A 20,909-nucleotide genomic window follows, 5' to 3' on the forward strand; every position below is an offset into this window, starting at 1 on the left:
TCCCCTCCGCCATTGCGGCGGAAGGCCCCTCAGGACCGACTTATTGGTTAATTGGCACGGTAGGCGCGACTCGGGTCGTCTCCGGCGAGATCGGCCAGAATCGTCTCGCCGGCGATCGCGGTCTGGCCTTCCGAGACCAGCGCCTTCGTACCCAGCGGCAGATAGACGTCGAGCCGCGAGCCGAAGCGGATCAGGCCGAAGCGCTCGCCGGCGCCGATCGCCTGCCCCTCTTTGACGAAGCAGACGATGCGCTTGGCGACCAGACCCGCGATCTGGATCACGCCGATCCGCGCCGTCGGCGTCGTGATCACCAGCGAGTTGCGCTCATTGTCCTCGCTCGCCTTGTCCAGCTCGGCATTGATAAACAGGCCGGGGCGGTAGGCGATACGGTCCACCCGGCCCGCGATCGGGCTGCGGTTCACATGGCAGTTGAACACGCTCATGAACACCGAGACGCGCGGCAGCGGCCGATCGCCGAGCCCGAGCTCGGCCGGTGGCAGCGCCATGGTGATCATGGAGACGCGGCCGTCGGCGGGCGACACCACGAGCCCCTCGCGCACTGGGGTCACGCGCACTGGGTCGCGGAAGAACAGCGCGCACCACACGGTCAGGATGGTGCCGATCCACCCCAAAGGCGACCACAGCCAGAACAGGAGGAGGCTTGCCAGCGCAAAGCCGCCGATGAAGGGATATCCCTCCTTGTGGATCGGCGGGATCTGACGCTGGATCGAATCGAGAATGGACATCGCTATCTGCCGCTCAGGGTTGATGGCGCAGGTCGTCCCGCGCGGTGGTGTTGTTTAGGCCAGAGTTGGGACCGGAGACAAGGTCACTCCGCCGCCGCAGGCGTCGTCAGGACATCGGCAACCGGCGGTGGCTCCCGGTTGGGCGCCTCGTCAGGGTCGGCCATCCTGGCCAGTTTCTCGCGCGCCGCCTCGGCCTCGCGCTGCCTGTTCCACATGCTGGCGTAAAGTCCCCCCTCCGCGAGCAGTTTTGCGTGGGTGCCACGCTCGGCGATGCGGCCCTGGTCCAGCACGATGATCTCGTCGGCGCCGACGATGGTCGAGAGTCGATGGGCGATCACCAGCGAAGTGCGGTTCTTCGCCACGCGCTCGAGCGCACCCTGGATTTCGTGTTCGGTGTGGGTGTCCAGTGCGGAGGTCGCCTCGTCCAGCACCAGGATCGGCGGCGCCTTCAACACGGTGCGCGCGATCGCGACGCGCTGTTTTTCGCCGCCGGACAGCTTCAGGCCGCGCTCGCCGACCTGGGTCTCGTAGCCTTTCGGCGCCATGCGGATGAAATGATCGATCTGCGCCAGCTGCGCTGCCTGCTCGACCTCGGTATCGCTGGCGTCCCAGCGACCGTAGCGGATGTTGTAGCGGATGGTGTCGTTGAACAGCACGGTGTCCTGCGGCACCATGCCGATGGACGCGCGCAAGCTCGCCTGCGTGACCTCGCGAATATCCTGGCCATCGATCAGGATGCGGCCGCCGGAGATGTCGTAGAGGCGGAACAGCAGCCGCGAGATGGTCGATTTGCCGGCGCCGGACGGGCCGACGATCGCCACCGTCTTGCCGGCTGGCACCTCGAAGCTGATGCCCTTCAGGATCGGGCGCGCAGGCTCATAGGCGAAGCGCACGTCCTCGAAACGCACATTGCCCGCGGAGACCACCAGCGGCTTTGCGTCCGGCGCGTCCTTGATCTCGGCCTCGCGCCCCAGCACGTTGAACATCTTCTCGATGTCGATGATCGCCTGCTTGATCTCGCGATAGACCATGCCCATGAAGTTCAAGGGCTGGTAGAGCTGGATCATCATGGCGTTGACCAGCACGAAATCGCCGACCGTGTTGGTGCCGTTGCGGACGCCGATCGCGCACATCAGCATGGTCGCGGTCAGCCCCAGCGTGAAGATCACGGCCTGCCCGGTGTTGAGGACTGCAAGCGAAGTATAAGCCTGCACGCTCGACTCCTCGTAACGCGCGACCGATCGGTCGTAGCGCTGCGCCTCACGGGTCTCGGCGCTGAAATATTTGACGGTCTCGTAGTTGAGCAGGGAGTCGATCGCCTTGGTGTTCGCCTCGGTATCGGCATCATTCATCTTACGGCGGATACCAATCCGCCACTCGGTGGCGATGTAGGTGTAGTACATGTAGACGGCGACAGTGACGAGGGTCGCGAGCACGTAGCGCCAATCGAACTGCCACAGCAGCACGGCCATCAGCAGCGAGACCTCGACGATGGTCGGGATCAACTGCAGGATCACCATGCGCACGATGACCTCGATGCCCTCGCGGCCGCGCTCGAGCACGCGCGTCAGGCCGCCGGTCTTGCGCTCCAGGTGGAAGCGCAGCGACAGCTCATGCATGTGGATGAAGGTGATGGTGGCAAGCTTGCGCACCGCGTGCATGGCGACGCGCGCGAAAATGCCGTCGCGCCATTGCGTCAGCACCGCCATCACGATGCGCATCACGCCGTAGCTGGCGGTCAGCAGCAGCGGCGAGGCAATCACCCAGAGGTGCCAATTGTCGGCCTGAACCGGCGCCGTGTTGGCGCCGGTCAGCGCGTCGGTCGCCCATTTGAAGCTGAAAGGAACCGTCAGCGTGATCAGCTTGGCCGCGAGCAGCAGCACCATGGACCAGACCACGCGCATCTTCAGGTCGAAACGGTCGCCCGGCCAGATATAGGGCCACAGATGCGCCAGCGTGCCCATCAGCGTGGCCCGCTCCAGCGGCCCTCCGGCGGGATCAGGAACGTTGGGGCCGGCGGGCGATTGAGCTTGGTCCATCAAGAAGCCTGAAAAGCCCGTCGGATGCGGGCTGCGTTGCCATTAAGGATTTTCGTTTGTCATATAGAGCCTTACCGATGCCCATGCACCCCGCCAGATGGCGAATCTTCGATTGTTCGCCGTCGTTTACCGGTAGATTTCCGGAAGTCCCGAATCACCGATTGGGCTTGACGCCTCTCCGCTGCAATGCATCATGGCACCGATGAGCACGATCAAAACCGTCTGTGTCTATTGCGGCTCCGGCCCAGGAACCAATCCCCGTTTCACCGAAGGCGCCAAGGCGTTCGGCAAGGCGCTCGCCGAGAACAACATCCGCCTCGTTTACGGCGGCGGCTCGCTCGGCCTGATGGGCTCGGTCGCGACCTCCGTGCTCGATCACGGCGGCACCGTCACCGGCATCATCCCCGACTTCCTGCGGATGCGCGAAAACGCGCTGACGCGCGTGCAGGAGATGATCGTCACCCCCGACATGCACGAGCGCAAGCGCTTGATGTTCGAACGCTCCGACGCCTTCGTGGCGCTGCCGGGCGGCGTGGGCACGCTGGAAGAGCTGGTCGAGCAATTGACCTGGAAGCAGCTCGGACGTCATGCCAAGCCGGTGCTGCTGGCCAACATCGATAATTTCTGGGAGCCGCTCTTCTCGTTGCTGTCGCACATGCGTCAGACCGAGTTCATCCGCGCCGGGCTTTCGGTCGACATCCTCAAGGCCGATCGGATCGAAGAGATTTTGCCGAAGCTGAAATCGGCTGCAGCGCAGATCGAAGATGCGGAAAAGCAGCTCGCCCCGGAAATGGTGCGCAAGCTTTAGTCCGCAGGAAACGTCACCGCCTCGATCCGGTTACCATCGGGATCGACGACAAAGGCTGCGTAATAGCGCACGCGATCGTGCGGGCGGATACCCGGCGCGCCGTCGGACGCGCCGCCGGCGGACAGCGCTGCGGCGTGAAATGCATCGACCTCGGCGGAGGTCTTGGCCCGCAGGCAGATATGCACGCCGCTCTCCAGCGTGACGTGCGGCATGCCCTCGCGCAGATTGATCCAGAATTCGGGATAGGCCTTGCCGAAGCCAATCGTCCGCGGTCGCGTGATGACGCGCGCGAGTCCGAGGGCCCCAAGCGCCGCTTCGTAAAATGTCGCCGAGCGCTGCAGGTCGCTGACGCCGACGGAGATGTGGTCGATCATGGGTCGCGCTCCCCTCTCTCCTCGTCATTGCGTTCTTGGCGCCATGTCCCCTATGCCGGCGCGCCCGACTTCACCAGCTTGTAGATCACCGAATCCATCAGCGCCTGGAACGAGGCGTCGATGATGTTGGGGGACACCCCGACCGTGGTCCAGCTGTCGCCGTTCTCGTCCTCGCTCTCGATCAGGACGCGCGTGACCGCGCCGGTGCCGCCGTTGAGGATACGGACGCGATAGTCGATCAGCGTCAGGCCTTCGATATATTTCTGGTACTTGCCGAGATCCTTGCGTAGCGCGACGTCGAGTGCGTTGACGGGACCGTTGCCTTCGGCCGCCGAGATCAGATGCTCGCCGGCGACGTCGACCTTGACCACCGCCAGCGCCACGGTGACGCGCTCGCCGTGCGAATTGTAGCGCTGCTCGACATTGACGTCGAACTGCTCGACCTCGAAATAATGCGGCACCTTGCCGAGCGTGCGCCGCGCCAGCAGCTCGAACGAGGCGTTGGCGGATTCATAGGCGTAGCCTTGCGCCTCGCGCTCCTTCAACTCCTCGACCAGCCGCGACAGCTTCGGATCGCTCTTCTCATAGGCGATACCGGCGCGGTCGAGCTCGGCGATGACATTGGAGCGGCCGGCCTGATCGGACACCAGCACCTTGCGGTGATTGCCGACCAGCTCCGGCAAGACATGCTCGTAGGTCTGCGGATCCTTCAGCACGGCGGAGGCATGGATACCGGTCTTGGTGACGAAGGCGCTCTCGCCGACATAGGCCGCATGCCGGTTGGGCACGCGATTGAGCATGTCGTCGAGCGTGCGCGACACCTTGACCAGGGTTGCGAGCTTTTCCGCCGTGACGCCGATCTCGAAGGCGTCGGCAAACTCGGCCTTCAGCTTCAAGGTCGGGATCAGCGAGCAGAGATTGGCGTTGCCGCAGCGCTCGCCGAGGCCGTTCAGCGTGCCCTGGATCTGGCGCGCGCCGGCGCGCACCGCCGCGAGCGAATTCGCCACCGCCTGTTCGGTGTCGTTATGGGCGTGGATGCCGAGATGATCGCCGGGGATGTGCTTCGCCACCTCGGCAACGATCGGCTCGACCTCGTTGGGCATGGTGCCGCCGTTGGTGTCGCACAGCACCACCCAGCGCGCGCCGGCTTCATAGGCAGCTTTCGCGCAGGCGAGCGCGAAACCGGCGTCTTCCTTGTAACCGTCGAAGAAATGCTCGCAGTCGAGCATCACCTCGCGGCCGGCGGCCTTGGCCGCTGCGACGCTGTCGCGGATCGAGGCGAGGTTCTCCTCCTTCGTCGTCTCCAGCGCAACGCGCACCTGATAGGCCGACGACTTCGCCACGAAGCAGATCGCGTCGGCCTTGGCTTCCAGCAGCCCGGCCACGCCGGGATCGTTGGAGACCGAGCGTCCCGCCCGACGTGTCATGCCGAACGCAGTGAAGCGCGCATGCGAAAACTTCGGCTTGGTGCCGAAAAACTCGGTGTCGGTCGGATTGGCGCCGGGATAGCCGCCCTCGACATAGTCGATGCCGAGTTCATCGAGCATCTGGGCGATGATTTGCTTGTCGGTCAGCGTGAAATCGACGCCGTTGGTCTGCGCGCCGTCGCGCAGCGTGGTGTCGAACAGATAAAGGCGCTCCTTGCTCATTGCAGGGCTCCCGACGCAGGTCCGCTGCCGAGCGTCTTCTGCATGGTGGTGTTGGCCAGCCACTCGTCATTGACGGTGATGCTGTTGCGCTGCATGGCGACATAGCCGCGCTTGGCAAAAAAGCCCTGCGCGTTGTCGCTGGCGTCGACCGTCAGCTTGTCGGCACCGCGGCCGCCCGCAAGCTTTTCCAAGGCATCGACGAGCATCGTCGCCAGGCCCTGCCCGGCCACGGCTGGATGCACATAGAGCATGCGGACATGATCCTTGCCGCGCAGCGAGGCAAAGCCCACCGGTGATCCCTCCAGCGTCGCGATCAGCGTCAGGTCGGAGGCGAGCCGCTTGCCGAATTCTTCGTCCTCGGCCGCCGCCATCCAGGCCTGCTGCTGCGCTTCGCTATAGTCGTCGCCGGTCAGCTCTTCGATGCTGGCCGTGAAGATCGCGGCGAGAACCGGCACGTCCTCCGGCAGGAAGGGCCGCAAACCAGGCTTTGGGAGTGCTTGTGCCATCGTCTTCACCACATCCCATAGAGTTTCAGCGCCAGCGCCACGGCAGCGCCGAGCAGCAGGATTTTCAGCGCTATGTAATAGAACCAGTGTCGCGGAAAAGGCGTGTCGGGCCGCTTCATCGCGCGACCTCCCACGTCGTGCCTTCCTTGGAGTCCTTGATCGCAACGCCCATCGCGGCAAGCAGATCGCGGATACGATCGGACTCCGCAAAGTCCTTACGCCCACGCGCCGCCGTCCGCTCCGAGAGCAGGCGCTCGACTTCCTTGGCATCGACGCCGCTCGCCTGCTGCTTGCGCCCTTCCCACTGCGCGGCACTCTCGGAGAGAAAGCCGAGCAGCCGCAACGAACCCGCGAGGGCACCAACGTCGCTGCCGCGCAGGCCATGCAGCGCCGCGATCGCCAGCGGTGTATTGAGGTCGTCGAGCAGCGGCTCGACCACTGAGGGGGCCGGCTTGCCGGGCGCGACGTCAGCCGCAACCCGATACCAGTCGTCGAGCGTCCTGGCGCTCTCCTCCAGCGACTTCATCGTCCAGTCGATCGGCGAGCGGTAATGCGTCTTGAGCATATTCAGGCGCAGCACTTCGCCCGGCCAGTCCGCGAGCAGCTCGTGAATCGTGACAAAGTTGCCGAGCGACTTCGACATCTTCTCGCTCTCGACCTGCAGGAAGCCGTTGTGCATCCAGTAGTTCGCCATGCGCTCCCGGTGGAAGGCGCAGCAGGTCTGCGCGAGCTCGTTCTCGTGATGCGGAAACACGAGATCGATGCCGCCGCCATGGATGTCGAAGTGCTCGCCGAGATGCTTCCAGGCCATCGCCGAGCACTCGACGTGCCAGCCCGGGCGCCCCTGCGCGGCGACGCCGGCCGGTGACGGCCATGACGGCTCGCCGGGCTTGGACGGCTTCCACAGCACGAAGTCGGTGTTGCCCTTCTTGTACGGCGCGACATCGACGCGGGCGCCGGCGACCATCTCGTCCAGCGAGCGGTTGGACAGGGCGCCATAGCGCGGCAGCCCGGCATCGGCCGCGTTCATCGCCTGCGGCGAGAACAGCACATGATCCTCGGCAACATAGGCAAAACCGCCGGCGACCAGCCGTTCGATGATCTCGCGCATCTCGCCGATATGCTCGGTCGCACGCGGCTCGACGCTCGGCCGCAGCGCACCGAGTGCGTCGACGTCGGCGTGAAACTGCTTGCCGGTCTGCTCGGTGACTTTCCGGATCGCCTCGTTCAGCGGCAGGCCGGGGAAATCACGCGCGGCGCGGTCGTTGATCTTGTCGTCGACGTCGGTGATGTTGCGGACATATTTGACGTGGGCCGCGCCATAGAGATGGCGCAGCAGCCGAAACAGCACGTCGAACACGATCACCGGCCGGGCGTTGCCGATATGGGCGAAGTCATAGACGGTCGGTCCGCAGACATACATGCGGACGTCTTCGGCATCGAGCGGCACGAAGGTGCGCTTTTCCCGGCTCAGCGTATCGTAAAGGCGCAATTCCATAAGGATACCCGTCGGCTGTTGGCCGGGCGTCCAGTGCTCTCAATGGTTTTGAGAAAAGACGGCTCCAGCCAGCGAATCGCTAGCTCGTAATCTCGCGGCAAATGGCGCAAATGACGAGGAGACCGTTCATGACGGAACATATGGGCTATGAGGCGGCCCCGCGTCAAGAGAGCCGCGAAAATGCCGCTTTATCTCCGCAATGCGCAGCCGCCGCGCATAGATGGTTCATATCCTTAACCATTTGAGCCCATTCTGGAACTGGCAGTTTCTATTTTTTTGCCCCCGGTGTTTTCATGCGATCATTGCTCGCGCTCATTTCCTGCGCCTCCATCCTCGTCGTTTCCAGCGCTCTCGCCGAGACCCGCGTCTTCATCATCCCCAACCAGGCGGATGGCTACGGCGTCGATCAGTGCCTGGCCAAAAGCGACAAATGCGGCGCGCAGGTCGCCCGCACCTACTGCCAGTCACGCGATTTTGCCCAGGCTTCGGCCTATCGCCGGGTCGATCCCGACGAAATTACCGGCTCTGTCCCCAAATCCGGCGCAAACTGCTCCCATGGCCATTGCGATGAATATGTCGCAATCACCTGCCAGCGCTGAATTCGCTCGGAACTGGCGTACCTTAGGTCCAATCCCTGGCCTCTGAAACGACGTGACGATGCCGCAGGAAGCGGCTATGGGAGGGCGCGCTTCGGCCCTCCACATCACGCGTGGCCGTGACCTCGCTAGAATGGCGGATATGCCTGAATTTTTGTCTCTCTCCCGTGCTCGCTCGATTCTTGCCTGCGCCGTGCTCTTGAGCACGGTCGCGCTCGCCAATAACGCGTCCGCACAGGCCGGCCCGCCGGGACCGCCGCCTCAGCCCGGCCAGAACGGGCTCGGACCCAACCCGATGTGCGCGCGCCTGGAAGGCCAGCTCGCCGGGCTCGATCGTGGCGGCGGCGGTGATCCCGCACGCGAAGACCAGATCCGCCGCTATCAGGAGTCCCAGACCAAGCAGCAGGCCGAGCTCGACCGCGTCACCATGCAGGCCAAGCGCATGGGCTGCGATTCCTCCGGCTTCTTCTCGTTGTTCAGCGGCCAGTCGGCGCAATGCGGTCCGGTCAACACCCAGATCCAGCAGATGCGCGCCAATCTGGACCAGATCACCGGCAATCTCGAACGCCTGCGCGGCGGCGCCGGCGGCTTCAGTCCCGAGCGTGACAACCAGCGCCGCTCGGTGCTGGCAGCGCTGGCGCAGAACAATTGCGGCCCGCAATATGCCAACGCCGCGCAGTCGCAAGGCGGCGGCAACTTCCTGAGCAATCTGTTCGGCGGCAACAACCCCAACAATCCGCAAGGCGTGCCGCCGTCCGATCTCGGCCCGCAATCAGGCACCTATCGCACCGTGTGCGTGCGCACCTGCGACGGTGCTTATTTCCCGGTCTCGTTTGCGACCGTGCCGGCGCGCTTCCCCGACGACGAGAAGACCTGCAAGGCGCTGTGCCCGGCCGCCGAAGCCGTGCTCTACACCCATCGCAATCCCGGCGAGGACATGAACTCCGCGGTCTCCACCAACGGCCAGCCCTACACGGCGCTGCCGACCGCGTTCAAATTCCGCAGCGAGTTCAACCCGTCCTGCTCCTGCAAGGCCGCGGGCCAGACCTGGGCGGACGCGCTCAAATCGGCAGACGACAAGGCATCGGCCGAGCAGCAGGGTGACATCATCGTCACCGAGGAGAGCGCCAAGAAAATGCAGCAGCGGCAGCTCAACAAGGGCACGCCGGCCGCCAATGGCAAAAAGGGTGCGACGCCGACCACGGCGACTGCACCTGTCGCGACTCCGCCTGCCGATACCGGCGCCGCGACGACCTCGTCCGAGAACAAGCCCATCCGATCGGTCGGGCCGAGCTTCCTGCCGCAACAGCAGAAGTAGGCGGCACAACTGTCATGCCCCGCGAAGGCGGGGCATCCAGTACTCCGTGACATCACTTGGGTTTCGACAACGTCCGCCGCGGCGTACTGGATCATCCGCCTTCGCGGATGATGACAGCGTCGTACGTGACGAACCGTCCATCCCACGACCTTCGGCCAGCCTCACCCCTCGAATGCGTCGATCGAGGCTTTGCTCCCACGCGACACCAGCGTCTCGTCCGGGGCGGCGAGCTGCTCGCCTTTATCGCGAAAGCGGTTGGTGATGGGATAGCGGCGGTCGCGGCCGAAATTCCTGGCCGTCACCTTGACGCCGGGCGCGGCCTGGCGGCGCTTGTATTCGGCGACGTTAAGGAGATGGTCGATGCGGGTCACCGTCTCGCGGTCGAAGCCGGCGGCGATGATCGTGTCGAGCGGCTCCTCGCGCTCGATCAGACGCTCCAGGATGGCATCGAGCACGTCGTAGGCCGGCAACGAATCCTGGTCGGTCTGGTTCTCACGCAGCTCCGCGGTCGGCGGACGCGTGATGATGTCGGGCGGGATCACCTCGCCTTCCGGCCCCAGCGCCCCCTCGGGCTTCCACGAATTGCGCAAGCTTGCCAGCCGAAACACCTGCGTCTTGTAGATGTCCTTGATCGGGTTGAAGCCGCCGTTCATGTCGCCGTAAAGCGTGGCGTAGCCGACCGACATCTCCGACTTGTTGCCTGTCGTCACCACCATCAGGCCGGTCTTGTTGGAGATCGCCATCAGCAGCGTGCCGCGAGTCCGGGCCTGGAGATTTTCCTCGGTGACATCGGGCGGCAGATTCTTGAAGACGCCGGACAGGATCGTCTCGAACCCGTTCACCGCTTCCGCGATCGGCAGCACCTCGTAGCGGATGCCCAGATGGCCGGCGAGCTCGCCGGCGTCGGCAATCGAGCTTGCCGCAGTGAAGCGATAAGGCAGCATCACGCCATGCACCTGATCCGCACCCAGCGCATCGACCGCGATCGCGGCGCACAGCGCGGAGTCGATGCCGCCGGAAATGCCGAGCAGCACACCAGGAAAGCCATTCTTGGCGACGTAGTCGCGTAGACCCAGCACGCAGGCCGCGTAGTCGGCGTGGTCGCCCTCGGGCTGCGCGGCGATCGGACCGGTGCAGCGCCAATCGTCGCCGCTTCGTGTGAACCGCAGTGTGGTGACGCTCTCCGCGAACGCCGGCAATTGCGCTGCGAGCGAAAGGTCGCCGTTGAGCGCGAAGGAAGCTCCGTCGAACACAAGTTCGTCCTGCCCGCAAACCTGGTTGAGATAGACCAGCGGCAGGCCACTCTCGGTGACGCGCGCGACCGCGACCGACAAACGCACGTCGGCCTTGTTGCGGGCATAAGGAGATCCGTTCGGCACAAGGATGATCTCGGCGCCGGTCTCGGCCAGCGTCTCGACCACGTTCTCGTAATCCTCGGACTCCTCCAGCCAGATGTCCTCGCAGATCGGCACACCGATGCGCACGCCGCGCACGGTGACGGGGCCGGCCGCGTGGCCACGCGAAAACAGCCGCTTCTCGTCGAACACGCCGTAGTTCGGCAGATTGCATTTGAAGCGCAGGCCAGCGATACGACCGCCATCGAGCAGCGCGCAGGCATTGTAGAGCCTGCCCTCCTCGACCCAGGGCGTGCCGATCAGCATGGCCGGCCCGCCATCGGCGGTCTCGCGCGCCAGCACTTCGATCGCAGCGCGGCAGGCCGCCTGAAAGGAAGCCTTCTGCACCAGATCTTCCGGCGGGTAACCGGCTATGAACAATTCCGGAAACAGCACGAGATCGGCGCCGTCGGCGGCCGCCTGCACGCGCGCCGAGCGCGCTTTCGCGGCATTGCCCTCGATGTCGCCCATGGTCGGATTGAGCTGGGCGAGCGTGACCGCGAATGCGTTGAGACGTTCGGTCATGGCGCTCCGATCAGAGCATGATCCGGAAAAGTGCGAAGCGGTCTTCCGAAAAGATCATGCCCAAAACAACAACCTAAAGCGCGATTAGCGCTCTAGAGGAATCCCAATCGCTCGATGATGGCGATGATCCAGAACGCGCCGGCCATCAGCAGCGCAACACCGACCGCGGCCGACCCCATGTCCTTGACCCGTCCGATCTGCTTGTCGTGATCCATGGTCAGCCGGTCGGCAAGCTTCTCGATCGCCGTATTGAGCAGTTCGACCACCAGCACGAACGCGACCGCGCAGATCAGCTCGACCGCGCGCATCGCGGTCGCGCCGACCAACCACGCAAGCGGCAGCGACAAGAGGAGCGCAACGATCTCCTCGCGGACGGCCTGCTCCGAGCGGAACGCAAAGGCCAGACCGTTACGGGAATTGATCGTGGCCTTCCAGATCCGCAGCAAGGTTCTAGAGCCCCGCTGCGGCGGGCATCGGCCTGACCTTGCCGGCGCGTTCCTGCTTGAGCAGTTCTGCGACCAGGAAAGCCATGTCGATGGATTGCTCGGCGTTGAGCCGGGGATCACAGACCGTGTGATAGCGGTCGTTGAGATCCTCGTCGGTGATTGCGCGGGCGCCGCCGAGGCACTCGGTGACGTCCTGACCGGTCATCTCCAGATGCACGCCGCCGGCATGGGTGCCTTCCGCGGCGTGAATCGCGAAGAACGACTTCACCTCCGACAGGATGCGGTCGAAGGGCCGCGTCTTGTAACCTGACGTCGAGGTGATGGTGTTGCCGTGCATGGGGTCGCACGACCAGACCACCACTTTGCCCTCGCGCTTCACGGCGCGGATCATGTTCGGCAGGTGCTCGCCGATCTTGTCGGAGCCGAAGCGGCCGATCAGCGTCAACCGGCCCGGTTCGTTGTCGGGATTGAGCACCTCGATCAGCTTCAGCAGTTCGTCGGGCTTGAGCGACGGTCCGCATTTGAGCCCGATTGGATTCTTGATGCCGCGGAAATATTCGATATGGCCGTGGTCGAGCTGGCGGGTGCGGTCACCGATCCAGATCATGTGACCCGAGGTCGCGTACCAGTCGCCGGTGGTGGAATCGACGCGGGTCATGGCCTGCTCGTAGCCGAGCAGCAGGGCCTCGTGGCTGGTGTAGAAATCGGTGGCGCGCAGCTCTGGGTGGGCCTCGAGATCGAGGCCGCAGGCACGCATGAAATTGAGCGCATCGGAGATGCGGTCGGCCAATTCCTTGTAGCGACGGGACTGCGGACTATCCTTGAGGAAGCCGAGCATCCACTGATGGACGCTGCCGAGATTGGCGTAACCGCCGGTCGCGAACGCACGCAGCAGGTTCAGCGTCGCGGCCGACTGGCGATAGGCCATCAGCTGGCGCTGCGGATCAGGGACGCGCGCTTGCTTGGTGAAGGCGATGTCGTTGACGATGTCGCCGCGATAGCTCGGCAGCTCGACACCGTCGATCTTCTCCATCGGCGAGGACCGAGGTTTTGCGAACTGGCCGGCGACGCGCCCGACCTTCACCACCGGGACGGCGCCGGCATAGGTCAGCACCACCGCCATCTGGAGCAGCACGCGAAAGAAGTCGCGGATGTTGTTGGCGCCGTGCTCGGCAAAGCTCTCGGCGCAGTCGCCGCCCTGCAGCAGGAAGGCCTCACCGGCCGCGACCCGCGCCAGCGCCTTTTTCAGATTGCGCGCCTCGCCCGCGAACACCAGCGGCGGAAAGGTCGCAAGCTGCGCCTCGACGTCGGCCAGGGCCTTGGCGTCGGGATAATCGGGCACCTGTAGCACCGGCTTGCTGCGCCAGGACTCGGGCGTCCACCGCTCGGACATCGCAATCTCTCCGTGAAGCAAAAAGCACAACCTGATCTGTGGGTTGCGAGGGTCGCCTTATACACAGGCTGGCCACCGGCCGCCAGTTGTAAATCCATCTGGCATTGCAAAGCCTTGCGGGGAAAGCCAAATTCGCATTTGCTGGGAAACGGCTTGGAAACTGGCAAGATACCTTCGGCCCATGGACGTGGCACTGGACGACGTTTTCATCGACGAGATCAGCTTCCCGGCGACCGACGGGTTGCGCTGAGCGGTACGCTATTCTTGCCGCGCGGCACCAAACGTCATGCCGTGTTGGTCAATTCGGCGACGGCCGTCCCGCGAAAAATCTATCGCGGCTTTGCCTCCTATCTCGCCCATCGCGGCTGCGCGGTCCTGACCTACGACTATCGCGGCATCGGGGACTCCCGGCTGCCGGCGATGGTTGGCTACAACCAGCCGAAATCGCTGGTCGGCTTCAAGGCCTCGATGTCGGACTGGGCCGCGCTCGACGTTACCGCCGCAGTGCACTGGATGCGCGAGCGGTACAACACTCTCCCTCTCGCCTATATCGGCCACTCCTTTGGCGGCCAGGCCCTCGGTCTAATCGCGAACAACACGGAGATTTCGCGCGCCGCGTTCGTGGCCTCGCAGGCCGCGACCTGGCGGCTGATGACGTCACCGGAAAGATACCGCGTCTTTGCCTTCATGAATTTTGTCGGTGTGCCGCTCGTGCACGCGCTCGGTTACGCGCCGGGCTGGGCCGGCATCGGTGAGGATTTGCCCAAGGGCGTCTTCCTGCAATGGGCCGAGTGGGTCTCGAGCCCCCGCTATCTCTTCGATTCAAAGTTGCCTGAGCTGGAGAATTTCGCCAGGTTCAAGGGCGAGTTGCGCACCCTCTGCTTCTCCGACGATCCCTGGGCGACGCGGCCCGCGGTCGAGCTGCTTGCGAGCGGATTCACCACGATCAAGCCGGAGGTGCTCGACGTGAAGCCGTCCGACGTCGGCGCCAAGGCGATCGGCCATTTCGGCTTCTTCCGCCCCGACCACCGCGACACATTGTGGCGCGGCGTCGCGGAATGGATCCAGGGAGAGTAGACGGCGCTTACCGGAGGATCGTGGTCAGCGACGAGTAGCGCTTGTTCGGCTTGGCCTCGCCCGGCGCGAATTGCGCAAACGCCTCGCTGACGCGGACGGCCGGCGGCGTATCACCGGCGAAACGAAACTCCTTCGGCCGCGGCGCGTAGAAGCTGGCGCTGTAATAGACGTCGTCGAAGCGCGCCTCGCCGACCCCGAACACTGCGTCGCACGCGAACAGGAGCGCATAGACTCCCGCGACCGCGACGACGACCTCCCTGAGAACTGACATGCTGATGCCCCACCCTGTTGCAGGCAGGATGCACGCCGGTTCCAAAGCCGGAGTTTAAGGCCGCACAGTTCTTGTCCGCAGGGTTTGCCGCCGCTGAGCGGAATGCAGACAATTCTATCGATCTCGAAAAAAGAGCCCGCCTGCACGTGGGGGGCAGGCGGGCTCCAGGCTTGGCCGCTCGGGAGGTATCAGACGGCCAGATTCATCCAGACAGCCTTGGGCTCGGTGAAATTGTCGAGCGCGGCGGTGCCATGCTCGCGGCCGAGGCCGGAGTCGCGCTCGCCGCCCCAGGGCAGCCGCACGTCGGTATAGCCATAGGTGTTCATCCAGACCGTGCCCGCGCGCGCCCGCTTGGCGAAGCGCTGCAGCTTGCCGATGTCGCGGCTCCACACGCCGGCGGCGAGGCTGTAGGCCGTGCCGTTGGCAATCCGCAAAGCGTCGGCCTCGTCCTTGAACTTGATGACGCTGACGACGGGCCCGAAGATCTCCTCCTGCGAGATCCGCATCTCGTGCGCGACATTCGCGAACACCGCGGGGCTGATGAAGTAGCCGCGGTCGCCGACCTTCTCGCCACCGGTGACGAGGGTCGCGCCCTCCTTCCGGCCGATCTCGACATAGTCGAGGATCGACTTCATCTGCTTCTCTGAGATCACGGGACCGAGCGTCGTCTTGCGGTCGAGCGGGTCGCCGATCCTGAGCGACTTCGCGCGCGCCGCCAGTCGCTCGACGACCTCGTCATAGGCCTTCTCCTGCACGAGCACGCGGGAGCCGGCCGAGCAGACCTGGCCGGCGTTGAAGAAGATGCCGGAAGCCGCAGCTTTCGATGCGGCTTCGAGATCGGCATCGTCGAAAATGACGTTGGCCGACTTGCCTCCCAGCTCGAGCGAGATGCGCTTGAAGTTGCTTGCGGCGGCCTTCATGATTCCCCGCCCCACACCGGGAGAGCCGGTGAAGGTGACCTTGTCCACGTCAGGGTGATTGACCAGCGCGTCGCCGACGACCCGGCCGGGGCCAGTGACGACGTTGAAGACGCCCGCCGGCAGGCCGGCTTCGAGCGCGAGCTCGGCGATGCGCAGTGCCGACAACGAGGTCAGCTCGGCCGGCTTCATCACGATGGTGCAGCCGCAGGCCAGCGCCGGCGCGAGCTTCCACATCCCGATCATCAGCGGGAAATTCCAGGGCACGATCGCCGCGACCACGCCGACCGGCTCGCGCACGGTGTAAGTCAGGGCATCATCGCGCACGGGCACGACGTCGCCGCTGATCTTGTCGGCCCAACCGGCGTAGTAGATCAGCGTGTCGACGGCGGCCGGAAAATCCTGCCGCGATGTCGCGGAGATCGGCTTGCCGGCGTCGATCGACTCGAGTTCGATGATCTCCTCGGCGTGAGCCTTGAGCAGGTCTGCCCAGCGCAGCAGGATCTGGCCGCGCTCGGACGCCCGCATCGTGCGCCAGGAGCCTTCGAAAGCCCGGCGCGCGGCGGCGACCGCATGCTCCACATCGGCCTCGTTGCCTTCGGCGACGATGGCGATGACCTGACCGGTGGCCGGATTGAGCGACTTGAAGGTGCGACCGGAGCTGGCGGGGACGCGGCGGCCGTCGATCAGCAGATGCTGTGGGCGGGACATGAACTCGCTCGCAGGCGAATGCACAAAGTCATATGCAACAGACATCATATTTTCTCCAGTTCTGGTATACCAGATTAGGCGCCTAGGGGCGGGAGTAAATATGATATGGATTGCAAATGGACCATCATCATATGAAGTGCAGTTCATAAGGAAGACCGATGCTTCAGATCGAGATCGAGGCCGTCTGGCGGTTTCGCCGCGAGGGGAATCCGCGCACCGCCATCATCATGCTCGGCGTCCTCAACGAGATCAGGAGAACCGGGAAGATCACCAGCGCGGCCAAGGACGCGCATCTCTCCTATCGCCATGTCTGGAATCTGATCGAGCAATGGTCGGAGTTCTTCGGCACGCCGCTGGTCGAGACCCAGCGCGGCAAAGGCTCAAAGCTCACACCGTTCGGCGAGCGGCTGGTGTGGGCGGGCGAGCGCATGCAGGCCCGGCTCGGACCTCAGCTTGAAAATTTGGCGCAGGAGTTGGCAAGCGAGATCAAGCCATTCCTCGAGCAGCGCCCGTCGGTGATCCGCGTGCATGCCAGCCACGGCTTTGCGGTCGCAAAACTGCGCGAATTCCTCGACCGCGAGCCCGGCATCGGCGTCGATCTGCGCTATGTCAGCAACCAGCATTCGCTGGTCTCGCTGGCGCAGGGCGCCTGCGATCTCTCCGGCCTGCATCTGCCGCACGGCGCGCTGCGCGCCCAGGGCATCAAGGCTGCGCGCGAATGGCTCGATCCCCGCGAGGATCGCATCATCAGCTTCGTCACACGCGAAATGGGATTGATGGTCGCGCGCGGCAATCCGCTGCGCATCGCTTCGCTTGATGATCTCACCGGACCCAAAGTCCGCTTCGTCAACCGCGATCACGATTCCGGCACGCGGCTTCTGTTCGACCAACTGCTTGCAGCAAACGGCATCGACGAGAGCCGCATCAACGGCGCGCAGCAGATCGAATTCACCCACGCCGCGGTCGCAGCCTATGTCGCGAGCGGCATGGCTGACGCGAGTTTCGGCGTCGAAGCCGCGGCCCGGCATTTCGGCCTCGATTTCATCCGGCTCCTGACCGAGGATTATTTCTTCGTCTGCAAGCGCGCGTTCCTGGACACCGAGCCGATGCAGCGCATCCTGGAGATCATCCGCAGCGCCGATTTTCGCGCGGCCGTCGCGACACTACCCGGCTATGTGCCGTCGGACACGGGCACCGTCACCGGCGTGAAGGCGTTTCTGGAGATGCACGCCGTGCGATGATGCCGAAGGATGCCGTCGCCTTGTCCGCGCCGGTCAGATCGCCGGCTCGTCCTTCAGCGCCGACAGGACCCGCTCGCCCTGCGCGGTCAGCCGGTACGTCACCAGCGGACGGCTCGACGGCGGCTTTCGCGCGAGCTCGACGATGTAGCCGCGCACCATCAGGGCTTCGAAGCTGCCGTAATAGCCGAACATGCTGATCTGGTTCTGCCTGAGCAGCTTGAACTCGCGCAAGAGACGGATCTCGTTGCCCGACAGCAGTGAGCGGCGCACGCGTTGAACGAACCGCGCGCGCTGCTCGAACCAGGCCTGGTCCGGCAGTTCGTGCAAGGCCGGTGCCGGGGCCCGTTCGCAGAGACGCGCGTCCTGCGCAATCTCAACCATCACCTGCGGCAGGCTCGGCATACTGCTGGTGACAACCGCGTCCTTCGCAACGTCGAGCAACGCGAGCGGCCAGCGCCGCTTGTTGTCCACCATAACAGGCGGTGGCACGACGCTGTCGCGCACCAGTTGCTCGAAGCGTCCGGCGGTCACGCCGACATAGGCGGCCGCGCGACGGCGATCGACCAGGCGCGTGTCCGGCGCGACCTCGCAAACAATGTTCTCGTCCACCCCGAATCCCCTGGCGCCTCGTTGCGCATGGCATGACGGTCTGGCGGAACCGGCAATCCGGCGGCGAACCTAGGTGGGAGGAGCGCGCTCGAAAAGCACAGAATTTCGCACATGTTGATGCCGTTTCAGCAACAGCTATAATCCAGCCGGGGGTCCCATGCGCTTTCATTCACCGGCCATCCAGTACTTCCACGCCGTTCGCCGCACCGGTTCGATCCGGGCCGCGGCGCGCCTGCTGAACGTTGCCTCGTCCGCCGTAAGCCGCCAGATTCTCAAGCTTGAACAAGAGGTTGGGTCACCGTTGTTCGAGCGCAATGCGCGCGGCCTGACGCTGACGACGGTCGGCGAGATGTTGGCCCGGCACGTCATGAACGTGCTCCAGGACCTCGACCGCTTCCGCTCGGACGTCGCGTCCCTGTCCGGAACGTGGCACGGCACTGTCAGCATTGCCTGCATCGAGTCGCTCACGGAGTCGGTGCTGCCGGACCTGATAGCCGCCCATCGCGGCCGCGCCCGGCGCGTCAGCTTCACCACCGAGGTGAAGGGATCGTCGGATGTGCTGGAGGCCCTGAGCCGCGGCGAGGCCGACATCGGTATCGCCATGGCGCTTCGCCATCCGCCGGATCTGCGCCAGGTCGCCTTGAAGCGATTTCGCCTCGGCGCGGTCGTGGCGTGCAATCATCCCCTGGCGCGCGGCAAGACGGTCACGCTGACCCAATGTCTCGCCTTTCCAGTCATCCACGCGCTGCCGGAGCTATCGATCTACCATCTGCTCCAGCCGCTGATCGCGCAGCTGTCCGAGACGCCGGAGCCTGCCATCCAGGCCAACTCGATCGACCTGATGCGCGAGCTCGCCGCGCGCGGCGTCGGCGTCGCCTTCCAGACCCAGCTCGGCATCGACCGACTGTCGCGCGACAGCCGGCTCGTCTTCCTGCCGCTCGACAACGCCGGCAGTCCGGTGTGGTCAGATCTCGGCATCTACGTTCGCGCCGAGCGCACTCTGCCCGCCCACACGGAATCCTTCCTCCAGGAGCTGGTGCGCGAATTGGGCGAGCGCGAGCGGCGGGAAAACGCGGCCTATCCGCAGGTTGCGTGATGAAGCGTCGCAGTAGTCTTCCGGGATAGGGCCGATGGTCGACCATCTGATACCGTTTGTATTTTGCGGCTCATCCCTCACGCCAGGATTCCGAGATGCCGCTATGTCGGCTGAAGCCTTCGCGAATCCTCGGCATCGAGCGCTTCTCGGATTTCGCCGAGTTTCGCGCCAACGAGGTGCTCGGCCTCGGCATCAGCACGCCGCTCCGCCCGCGCGAATTCTCGCTGTCTCGCGCCATCCTGCCGCTCCAGGATGGGCTGTTCGTGCTCCAGCGCTCCTTTGCACGGCGGTTTGAGGCCGAGATCGGCACGGACAATGGTGTCGGCCTCGTTGTCCCCCTCGCGTTTCACTCCACCTCCAACGGCCGCGAGGTCGACAATTCCACGATTGCCATGATGCGCGGCAAAGCGCCCGTAGATGCGATCGAGCATCATCCCAACACTTACCTGATGCTGCGCTTCAACTCGGACATGCGTCATCGCGGCTGGACGGATTTCGACACGGGCCTCGCATATGTTCGCGCGCAGGACCATCCGATGGCGCGCCTGCGTACCGCTATCCTGGAGATGTTCTCGCTCGCCTCGGCGTGCAACGATCCCCGGCAATTCGAGGCGCTCAACCGACCCATCCAGGAGACGCTGCTCGCCTGCCTCGACGATGCGCTCGCGCCGGCAGGCGGGCTAACCGCGCGACGCGGATCGTTCGCCAAGCACCGCAAGCTGATCGCGCGCCTCGACGAAATGGTCATGTGGTCCGGCAGCAAGGCACTCTACAGTGACGACCTCGCCTCTGCGCTCGGCGTATCGTTGCGTACGCTCCAGACGGCCGCGCACGCAGTGCACGGCGTGAGCCTGCACCACTATCTGCGCCTCAAGCGGCTGTGGTCCGCCCGCATCCAGCTCATGGTCGGAGGTGGCGGCATGAGCGTCAAGGCCGCAGCGCTCGGCAACGGCTTCTGGCATCTTGGTGAGTTCTCGCGCGGCTACAGATTGGCGTTCGGCGAGACGCCCTCCGAGACGCTGGCGCGGAGCCGACGTCCCTGAGCGCAGCCTTCGGTCTTTGAGCGGCCGTGTGTCACGCTCAGCCGTGGCCGGCTCCCTTGCGCTGGCCGCTATCGCCGAGGCGGTCGACCCAGGCGATGCCGATCGCGGAGATGATGAAGGTCAAGTGGATCAGCACCTGCCACATCACGCCGCTCTCGGTGAAATTACTCCGCGTCGTGCCGAGATTACCTGCCTCGATGAAGGTCCTGAGCAGAGAGATCGAGGAGATGCCGATGATCGCCATCGCAAGCTTGATCTTGAGCACGCTGGCGTTGACGTGGCTGAGCCATTCGGGCTCGTCCGGATGACCGCTGAGGTTCAGGCGCGAGACGAAGGTCTCGTAACCGCCGACGATCACCATCACCAGCAGGTTCGAGATCATCACGACGTCGATCAGCCCGAGCACGACCAGCATGATCTGCTGCTCGGTGGCGTCGAACGAGTGGACGACCAGGTGCCAGAGCTCCTTCAGAAACAGCAGCACATAGACGGCCTGCGCGACGATCAGGCCGACATAAAGCGGGACCTGCAGCCAGCGCGAGCCAAAGATGAGTTGGGCAAACGCGCCGATTTGCGGCGCCGGCACGGAAACCGCCGAAGGTGCTTTGGGTTCGGATGTCATTGATCACTCCGGATGATGGACAGGCACGTT

Annotated in this window: 19 protein-coding genes and 1 pseudogene; 7 read left to right on the top strand and 13 right to left on the bottom strand. The window is 64.5% G+C overall.

The genetic code is table 11. The annotated features are described in order from the left end of the window. Positions 1-47: 47 nt before the first annotated feature. Complete coding sequence (locus IVA75_RS24315; RefSeq protein ID WP_256374445.1) at positions 48-752, bottom strand: phosphatidylserine decarboxylase; 705 nt, start codon at positions 750-752, stop codon at positions 48-50. A 77-nt stretch (positions 753-829) separates the two neighbouring features. Then, complete coding sequence (locus tag IVA75_RS24320) at positions 830-2,785, bottom strand: ABC transporter ATP-binding protein/permease (protein WP_027569439.1); 1,956 nt, start codon at positions 2,783-2,785, stop codon at positions 830-832. 202 nt (positions 2,786-2,987) lie between these two features. Between IVA75_RS24320 and IVA75_RS24325 the strand changes: the two genes are divergently transcribed. After that, the gene (locus IVA75_RS24325; RefSeq protein WP_247286672.1) at positions 2,988-3,593 is read left to right on the top strand and encodes a TIGR00730 family Rossman fold protein; all 606 of its coding nucleotides are present in this window, start codon (positions 2,988-2,990) and stop codon (positions 3,591-3,593) included. Here the strand turns inward: IVA75_RS24325 and IVA75_RS24330 are convergent. From IVA75_RS24330 to cysS, 4 genes are all read right to left on the bottom strand, one after another. After that, entirely contained in the window at positions 3,590-3,967 is a 378-nt protein-coding gene (locus tag IVA75_RS24330) for a VOC family protein (RefSeq protein WP_247286674.1), read from the bottom strand. The genes IVA75_RS24325 and IVA75_RS24330 overlap by 4 nt on opposite strands. Positions 3,968-4,017: 50 nt before the next feature. Further along, the gene (gene cimA, locus IVA75_RS24335; protein ID WP_247286676.1) at positions 4,018-5,616 is read right to left on the bottom strand and encodes a citramalate synthase; all 1,599 of its coding nucleotides are present in this window, start codon (positions 5,614-5,616) and stop codon (positions 4,018-4,020) included. Continuing rightward, positions 5,613-6,122 (bottom strand): GNAT family N-acetyltransferase, encoded by a 510-nt coding sequence (locus IVA75_RS24340; RefSeq protein WP_247286678.1) that lies wholly within the window; start codon positions 6,120-6,122, stop codon positions 5,613-5,615. Before IVA75_RS24340 ends, cimA begins: the two co-directional genes overlap by 4 nt. A gap of 115 nt (positions 6,123-6,237) precedes the next feature. Next, a complete protein-coding gene (cysS, locus tag IVA75_RS24345) occupies positions 6,238-7,620 on the bottom strand; it encodes a cysteine--tRNA ligase (protein WP_247286680.1) in 1,383 nt (460 codons plus the stop codon). 293 nt (positions 7,621-7,913) lie between these two features. On the opposite strand from cysS, the gene IVA75_RS24350 reads away from it, so the two are divergent. Continuing rightward, entirely contained in the window at positions 7,914-8,219 is a 306-nt protein-coding gene (locus IVA75_RS24350) for a hypothetical protein (RefSeq protein ID WP_007592521.1), read from the top strand. Between the two features lie 130 nt (positions 8,220-8,349). Beyond that, positions 8,350-9,534 (top strand): DUF2865 domain-containing protein, encoded by a 1,185-nt coding sequence (locus IVA75_RS24355; RefSeq protein WP_247286682.1) that lies wholly within the window; start codon positions 8,350-8,352, stop codon positions 9,532-9,534. Between the two features lie 161 nt (positions 9,535-9,695). Here IVA75_RS24355 and IVA75_RS24360 read toward each other — a convergent pair whose 3' ends face one another. The 3 genes from IVA75_RS24360 to IVA75_RS24370 form a co-directional block, all read right to left on the bottom strand. Then, on the bottom strand, positions 9,696-11,453 hold the full coding sequence (locus IVA75_RS24360; protein WP_247286684.1) for an NAD+ synthase: 1,758 nt from the start codon (positions 11,451-11,453) through the stop codon (positions 9,696-9,698). 92 nt (positions 11,454-11,545) lie between these two features. Then, complete coding sequence (locus tag IVA75_RS24365) at positions 11,546-11,899, bottom strand: diacylglycerol kinase (RefSeq protein ID WP_085395859.1); 354 nt, start codon at positions 11,897-11,899, stop codon at positions 11,546-11,548. Between the two features lie 4 nt (positions 11,900-11,903). Further along, complete coding sequence (locus IVA75_RS24370) at positions 11,904-13,292, bottom strand: 3-deoxy-7-phosphoheptulonate synthase class II (protein ID WP_247286686.1); 1,389 nt, start codon at positions 13,290-13,292, stop codon at positions 11,904-11,906. A gap of 181 nt (positions 13,293-13,473) precedes the next feature. On the opposite strand from IVA75_RS24370, the pseudogene IVA75_RS24375 reads away from it, so the two are divergent. Beyond that, a pseudogene (locus IVA75_RS24375) lies at positions 13,474-14,369 on the top strand (alpha/beta fold hydrolase). A gap of 7 nt (positions 14,370-14,376) precedes the next feature. Here IVA75_RS24375 and IVA75_RS24380 read toward each other — a convergent pair. Together IVA75_RS24380 and IVA75_RS24385 are read right to left on the bottom strand one after the other, a co-directional pair. Next, the gene (locus IVA75_RS24380; protein WP_247286688.1) at positions 14,377-14,640 is read right to left on the bottom strand and encodes a hypothetical protein; all 264 of its coding nucleotides are present in this window, start codon (positions 14,638-14,640) and stop codon (positions 14,377-14,379) included. Between the two features lie 188 nt (positions 14,641-14,828). Further along, the gene (locus IVA75_RS24385) at positions 14,829-16,313 is read right to left on the bottom strand and encodes an aldehyde dehydrogenase family protein (protein WP_247286689.1); all 1,485 of its coding nucleotides are present in this window, start codon (positions 16,311-16,313) and stop codon (positions 14,829-14,831) included. A gap of 113 nt (positions 16,314-16,426) precedes the next feature. Here IVA75_RS24385 and IVA75_RS24390 point away from each other — a divergent pair, with 113 nt between their 5' ends. Next, entirely contained in the window at positions 16,427-17,509 is a 1,083-nt protein-coding gene (locus IVA75_RS24390) for a substrate-binding domain-containing protein (RefSeq protein WP_027569428.1), read from the top strand. 33 nt (positions 17,510-17,542) lie between these two features. Here the strand turns inward: IVA75_RS24390 and IVA75_RS24395 are convergent, their stop codons facing one another. After that, the gene (locus tag IVA75_RS24395) at positions 17,543-18,118 is read right to left on the bottom strand and encodes a hypothetical protein (RefSeq protein ID WP_247286690.1); all 576 of its coding nucleotides are present in this window, start codon (positions 18,116-18,118) and stop codon (positions 17,543-17,545) included. Between the two features lie 157 nt (positions 18,119-18,275). Between IVA75_RS24395 and IVA75_RS24400 the strand changes: the two genes are divergently transcribed. Continuing rightward, positions 18,276-19,214: a LysR family transcriptional regulator gene (locus tag IVA75_RS24400; RefSeq protein ID WP_247286691.1), complete on the top strand. Its 939-nt coding sequence runs from the start codon at positions 18,276-18,278 to the stop codon at positions 19,212-19,214. Positions 19,215-19,309: 95 nt separating this feature from the next. Further along, positions 19,310-20,257: a helix-turn-helix domain-containing protein gene (locus IVA75_RS24405; protein WP_247286692.1), complete on the top strand. Its 948-nt coding sequence runs from the start codon at positions 19,310-19,312 to the stop codon at positions 20,255-20,257. Between the two features lie 37 nt (positions 20,258-20,294). Here IVA75_RS24405 and IVA75_RS24410 read toward each other — a convergent pair whose 3' ends face one another. Then, complete coding sequence (locus IVA75_RS24410) at positions 20,295-20,879, bottom strand: TIGR00645 family protein (protein WP_247286693.1); 585 nt, start codon at positions 20,877-20,879, stop codon at positions 20,295-20,297. Positions 20,880-20,909 lie beyond the last annotated feature (30 nt).

This window comes from Bradyrhizobium sp. 134, assembly GCF_023074155.1.
Taxonomy (GTDB): domain Bacteria; phylum Pseudomonadota; class Alphaproteobacteria; order Rhizobiales; family Xanthobacteraceae; genus Bradyrhizobium.

Bases quoted from the DNA above. Each gene is read 5' to 3' on its own strand.
- IVA75_RS24320 (WP_027569439.1), bottom strand. From the start codon at position 2,785: ATGGACCAAGCTCAATCGCCCGCCGGCCCCAACGTTCCTGATCCCGCC.
- IVA75_RS24325 (WP_247286672.1), top strand. From the start codon at position 2,988: ATGAGCACGATCAAAACCGTCTGTGTCTATTGCGGCTCCGGCCCAGGA.
- IVA75_RS24330 (WP_247286674.1), bottom strand. From the start codon at position 3,967: ATGATCGACCACATCTCCGTCGGCGTCAGCGACCTGCAGCGCTCGGCG.
- cimA (WP_247286676.1), bottom strand. From the start codon at position 5,616: ATGAGCAAGGAGCGCCTTTATCTGTTCGACACCACGCTGCGCGACGGC.
- IVA75_RS24340 (WP_247286678.1), bottom strand. From the start codon at position 6,122: ATGGCACAAGCACTCCCAAAGCCTGGTTTGCGGCCCTTCCTGCCGGAG.
- cysS (WP_247286680.1), bottom strand. From the start codon at position 7,620: ATGGAATTGCGCCTTTACGATACGCTGAGCCGGGAAAAGCGCACCTTC.
- IVA75_RS24350 (WP_007592521.1), top strand. From the start codon at position 7,914: ATGCGATCATTGCTCGCGCTCATTTCCTGCGCCTCCATCCTCGTCGTT.
- IVA75_RS24355 (WP_247286682.1), top strand. From the start codon at position 8,350: ATGGCGGATATGCCTGAATTTTTGTCTCTCTCCCGTGCTCGCTCGATT.
- IVA75_RS24360 (WP_247286684.1), bottom strand. From the start codon at position 11,453: ATGACCGAACGTCTCAACGCATTCGCGGTCACGCTCGCCCAGCTCAAT.
- IVA75_RS24370 (WP_247286686.1), bottom strand. From the start codon at position 13,292: ATGTCCGAGCGGTGGACGCCCGAGTCCTGGCGCAGCAAGCCGGTGCTA.
- IVA75_RS24380 (WP_247286688.1), bottom strand. From the start codon at position 14,640: ATGTCAGTTCTCAGGGAGGTCGTCGTCGCGGTCGCGGGAGTCTATGCG.
- IVA75_RS24385 (WP_247286689.1), bottom strand. From the start codon at position 16,313: ATGTCTGTTGCATATGACTTTGTGCATTCGCCTGCGAGCGAGTTCATG.
- IVA75_RS24390 (WP_027569428.1), top strand. From the start codon at position 16,427: ATGCTTCAGATCGAGATCGAGGCCGTCTGGCGGTTTCGCCGCGAGGGG.
- IVA75_RS24400 (WP_247286691.1), top strand. From the start codon at position 18,276: ATGCGCTTTCATTCACCGGCCATCCAGTACTTCCACGCCGTTCGCCGC.
- IVA75_RS24405 (WP_247286692.1), top strand. From the start codon at position 19,310: ATGCCGCTATGTCGGCTGAAGCCTTCGCGAATCCTCGGCATCGAGCGC.
- IVA75_RS24410 (WP_247286693.1), bottom strand. From the start codon at position 20,879: ATGACATCCGAACCCAAAGCACCTTCGGCGGTTTCCGTGCCGGCGCCG.